Consider the following 5,645-nt stretch of genomic DNA (forward strand, 5'->3'; position numbering starts at 1 on the left):
CCAAAGCAAAAAGCCCAACCATTTCTGGTTGGGCTTTTTGGGGCTGTAAGAGCCTGACGATGACCTACTTTCACACGGGAACCCGCACTATCATCGGCGCTGAGGCGTTTCACTGTCCTGTTCGGGATGGGAAGGAGTGGGACCACCTCGCTATGGTCATCAGGCATAAAGGGTTGTTGTATTGACTGGGTCAATACAACGAATTCATAGAGTTTGGAATCAGCTTTGAGTGTTTTGAATGCGTCAACTTGGCATAACACCTTGATCGTAGATCAAAGTTATAGGGTCAAGCCGCACGAGCAATTAGTATCGGTTAGCTTAACGCATTACTGCGCTTCCACACCCGACCTATCAACGTCCTGGTCTTGAACGACTCTTCAGGGGGCTCGAGGCCCCGGCAGATCTCATCTTGAAACGAGTTTCCCGCTTAGATGCTTTCAGCGGTTATCTCTTCCACACTTAGCTACTCGGCAATGCCACTGGCGTGACAACCGATACACCAGAGGTGTGTCCACTCCGGTCCTCTCGTACTAGGAGCAGGCTTCCTCAAATCTGCAGCGCCCACGGAAGATAGGGACCAAACTGTCTCACGACGTTTTAAACCCAGCTCACGTACCTCTTTAAATGGCGAACAGCCATACCCTTGGGACCGGCTACAGCCCCAGGATGAGATGAGCCGACATCGAGGTGCCAAACACCGCCGTCGATATGAACTCTTGGGCGGTATCAGCCTGTTATCCCCAGAGTACCTTTTATCCGTTGAGCGATGGCCCTTCCATACAGAACCACCGGATCACTATGTCCTGCTTTCGCATCTGCTCGACTTGTCAGTCTCGCAGTTAAGCACGCTTATGCCATTGCACTATCGTCACGATGTCCGACCGTAACTAGCGTACCTTCGAACTCCTCCGTTACGCTTTGGGAGGAGACCGCCCCAGTCAAACTGCCTACCATGCACTGTCCCCGATCCAGATAATGGACCTAGGTTAGAACCTCAAACACACCAGGGTGGTATTTCAACGTTGGCTCCACAAGATCTAGCGACCCTGCTTCAAAGCCTCCCACCTATCCTACACAGATCTGTTCAAAGTCCAATACAAAGCTACAGTAAAGGTTCATGGGGTCTTTCCGTCTTTCCGCGGGGAGATTGCATCATCACAAACATTTCAACTTCGCTGAGTCTCAGGAGGAGACAGTGTGGCCATCGTTACGCCATTCGTGCAGGTCGGAACTTACCCGACAAGGAATTTCGCTACCTTAGGACCGTTATAGTTACGGCCGCCGTTTACTGGGACTTCAATCAAGAGCTTGCACCCCATCATTTAATCTTCCAGCACCGGGCAGGCGTCACACCCTATACGTCCACTTTCGTGTTTGCAGAGTGCTGTGTTTTTAATAAACAGTCGCAGCCACCGATTTTTTGCAACCCATTCATGCTCCGTTGTTCACTTCACACTAATAGGGCACACCTTCTTCCGAAGTTACGGTGTCAATTTGCCGAGTTCCTTCTCCTGAGTTCTCTCAAGCGCCTTAGAATACTCATCTCGCGCACCAGTGTCGGTTTGCGGTACGGTCGTGTGTAGCTGAAGCTTAGTGGCTTTTCCTGGAACCTCGTTCAGTCACTTCACCAGCAAGCTGGCTCGATCGTTGGCCTCGGTATATGACGGGCGGATTTGCCTACCCATCGCCTACTTCCAACTAAACCGGGATATCCAACACCCGGATGACCTATTAAGATCCGTCCCCACATCGCACTACACATCGGTACAGGAATATTGACCTGTTTCCCATCAGCTACGCATCTCTGCCTCGCCTTAGGGGCCGACTCACTCTACGCCGATGAACGTTGCGTAGAAAACCTTGCGCTTACGGCGAGGGGGCTTTTCACCCCCTTTAACGCTACTCATGTCAGCATTCGCACTTCTGATACCTCCAGCACGCTTTACAACGCACCTTCACAGGCTTACAGAACGCTCTCCTACCACTTGCAATAAATTGCAAATCCGCAGCTTCGGTAACTGGCTTAGCCCCGTTACATCTTCCGCGCAGGACGACTCGATCAGTGAGCTATTACGCTTTCTTTAAATGATGGCTGCTTCTAAGCCAACATCCTGACTGTTTTAGCCTTCCCACTTCGTTTCCCACTTAGCCAATTTTAGGGACCTTAGCTGGCGGTCTGGGTTGTTTCCCTCTTGAGTCCGGACGTTAGCACCCGGTGCTCTGTCTCCCAAGCTGTACTCGTCGGTATTCGGAGTTTGCCTTGGTTTGGTAAGTCGCCATGACCCCCTAGCCAAAACAGTGCTCTACCCCCGACGGTAATACTTGAGGCACTACCTAAATAGTTTTCGGAGAGAACCAGCTATTTCCAAGTTTGTTTAGCCTTTCACCCCTATCCACAGCTCATCCGCTAGTTTTGCAACACTAGTCGGTTCGGACCTCCAGTACCTGTTACGGCACCTTCATCCTGGCCATGGATAGATCACTTGGTTTCGGGTCTACACCCAGCGACTGGACGCCCTATTCGGACTCGATTTCTCTACGGCTTCCCTATTCGGTTAACCTTGCCACTGAATGTAAGTCGCTGACCCATTATACAAAAGGTACGCCGTCACCCCTTACGAGGCTCCGACTTTTTGTAAGCACGCGGTTTCAGGATCTATTTCACTCCCCTCCCGGGGTTCTTTTCGCCTTTCCCTCACGGTACTAGTTCACTATCGGTCGATGATGAGTATTTAGCCTTGGAGGATGGTCCCCCCATATTCAGACAGGATTTCTCGTGTCCCGCCCTACTTGTCGTTAGCTCAGTACCACACAGGTCTTTTCACGTACGGGGCTATCACCCGCTATGGCCAGCCTTTCCAAGCTGTTCCGTTAAGTCTTGTGCTATCACTAACAGGCTCTTCCGATTTCGCTCGCCACTACTTTCGGAATCTCGGTTGATGTCTTTTCCTCGAGCTACTGAGATGTTTCAGTTCACCCGGTTCGCCTCGCATGACTATGTATTCATCATGCGATACCTTTCGGTGGGTTTCCCCATTCGGAAATCTCCGGATCAAAGCTAATTTGCCAGCTCCCCGAAGCTTATCGCAGGCTATCACGTCCTTCGTCGCCTATCATCGCCAAGGCATCCACCACGTGCTCTTATTCACTTGACCCTATAACTTTGACGTTTCTTCACAGAAACCAAAATCATTTCAAGGAATATGTCAGGTCTTTCACCTGACGCGTTATGCCGTCTTCATACTTTCGATTTGACTCGAAATTGAAGTTCATTTGACGCAATCAAAAATTCATGTCGCTGATGGCACGGTCTGCACTAAACCTTTACGAATGTGCAGTTTCCATCAGCAACGCTGATTCGACTCTATGAATTTTTAAAGAACAGCCGATTGATCAAGAGATCTCGATCAACAACAAAGAAGCCTCATGCTCGCGCACAAAGCCTCTTTGGTGTTGAATTTCAAACTACCGGTGAATGGTGGAGGATGACGGGATCGAACCGACGACCCCCTGCTTGCAAAGCAGGTGCTCTCCCAGCTGAGCTAATCCCCCGGGTCCTCACGAGACTATCGGAAGGAATGGTGGGTCTAGTTGGGCTCGAACCAACGACCCCCGCCTTATCAAGACGGTGCTCTAACCAGCTGAGCTACAGACCCATGTCGAAGACTCGACATCTTCCAACAACCGATAAGTGTGGGCGTTCAATTTAAGTGGCTTGTTTCCAGAAAGGAGGTGATCCAGCCGCACCTTCCGATACGGCTACCTTGTTACGACTTCACCCCAGTCACGAACCCTGCCGTGGTAATCGCCCTCCTTGCGGTTAGGCTAACTACTTCTGGCAGAACCCGCTCCCATGGTGTGACGGGCGGTGTGTACAAGACCCGGGAACGTATTCACCGTGACATTCTGATCCACGATTACTAGCGATTCCGACTTCACGCAGTCGAGTTGCAGACTGCGATCCGGACTACGACTGGTTTTATGGGATTAGCTCCCCCTCGCGGGTTGGCAACCCTTTGTACCAGCCATTGTATGACGTGTGTAGCCCCACCTATAAGGGCCATGAGGACTTGACGTCATCCCCACCTTCCTCCGGTTTGTCACCGGCAGTCTCACTAGAGTGCCCAACTAAATGTAGCAACTAATGACAAGGGTTGCGCTCGTTGCGGGACTTAACCCAACATCTCACGACACGAGCTGACGACAGCCATGCAGCACCTGTGTTACGGTTCTCTTTCGAGCACTAAGCCATCTCTGGCAAATTCCGTACATGTCAAAGGTGGGTAAGGTTTTTCGCGTTGCATCGAATTAAACCACATCATCCACCGCTTGTGCGGGTCCCCGTCAATTCCTTTGAGTTTCAACCTTGCGGCCGTACTCCCCAGGCGGTCAACTTCACGCGTTAGCTTCGTTACTGAGTCAGTGAAGACCCAACAACCAGTTGACATCGTTTAGGGCGTGGACTACCAGGGTATCTAATCCTGTTTGCTCCCCACGCTTTCGTGCATGAGCGTCAGTACAGGTCCAGGGGATTGCCTTCGCCATCGGTGTTCCTCCGCATATCTACGCATTTCACTGCTACACGCGGAATTCCATCCCCCTCTACCGTACTCCAGCGATGCAGTCACAGATGCAGTTCCCAGGTTGAGCCCGGGGATTTCACAACTGTCTTACATCACCGCCTGCGCACGCTTTACGCCCAGTAATTCCGATTAACGCTTGCACCCTACGTATTACCGCGGCTGCTGGCACGTAGTTAGCCGGTGCTTATTCTTACGGTACCGTCATGAGCTCTCTTTATTAGAAAGAACCTTTTCGTTCCGTACAAAAGCAGTTTACAACCCGAAGGCCTTCATCCTGCACGCGGCATGGCTGGATCAGGCTTGCGCCCATTGTCCAAAATTCCCCACTGCTGCCTCCCGTAGGAGTCTGGGCCGTGTCTCAGTCCCAGTGTGGCTGGTCGTCCTCTCAGACCAGCTACAGATCGAAGGCTTGGTGAGCCTTTACCTCACCAACTACCTAATCTGCCATCGGCCGCTCCATTCGCGCAAGGCCTTGCGGTCCCCTGCTTTCATCCGTAGATCTTATGCGGTATTAGCACAGCTTTCGCTGCGTTATCCCCCACGATTGGGCACGTTCCGATGTATTACTCACCCGTTCGCCACTCGCCACCAGGATTGCTCCCGTGCTGCCGTTCGACTTGCATGTGTAAGGCATGCCGCCAGCGTTCAATCTGAGCCAGGATCAAACTCTATAGTTCGATCTTGAATTTTTTCGCCTCTCTCGAGGCAAACTCATAAAAACGGAATTGAAGTGAACTTCACTTCTATTCTCATGAGCGTTTAAAGTCTTGCGACTTCGTTCCGAAGAACTTGGCCACTCGCCTCAAACGCCCACGCTTATCGGCTGTATGTTTTTAACGATCCCAGTGCAAAACATCTTCTATCTTGCACTCACTTCGCTGCGATCAGCGAAGCCTTAGATTATCACACGATTTTTAAAGAACCGCCAAACTTTTTGGAAGAATTTTTGATCTTCTCTTCTTCCTCCCCACCCCACTCACCCCAGCCTCGCCACCTCGGATCCCTTCAGGATCCCAAGCTGCTCGCCGTCTTGAGCGGAGCCTTCGATTATGACACGGTTTT

2 tRNA genes and 3 rRNA genes are annotated in these 5,645 nt (G+C 51.3%); all 5 read right to left on the bottom strand.

From position 1 onward, the window contains the following. Positions 1-51: 51 nt before the first annotated feature. Positions 52-164: ribosomal RNA gene (rrf, locus tag BLS74_RS33380) — 5S ribosomal RNA — on the bottom strand. A gap of 118 nt (positions 165-282) precedes the next feature. After that, positions 283-3,155 (bottom strand): 23S ribosomal RNA (locus tag BLS74_RS33385). A gap of 321 nt (positions 3,156-3,476) precedes the next feature. Beyond that, a tRNA-Ala gene (locus BLS74_RS33390) sits at positions 3,477-3,552 on the bottom strand. Positions 3,553-3,579: 27 nt separating this feature from the next. Beyond that, positions 3,580-3,656, bottom strand: a tRNA-Ile gene (locus BLS74_RS33395). Between the two features lie 69 nt (positions 3,657-3,725). After that, positions 3,726-5,260 (bottom strand): 16S ribosomal RNA (locus BLS74_RS33400). The 16S, 23S and 5S rRNA genes sit together here with 2 tRNA genes alongside, the layout of an rRNA operon. Positions 5,261-5,645: the final 385 nt, after the last annotated feature.

Source organism: Variovorax sp. CF079, from assembly GCF_900101545.1.
In the GTDB taxonomy this organism is placed as follows: domain Bacteria; phylum Pseudomonadota; class Gammaproteobacteria; order Burkholderiales; family Burkholderiaceae_C; genus Variovorax.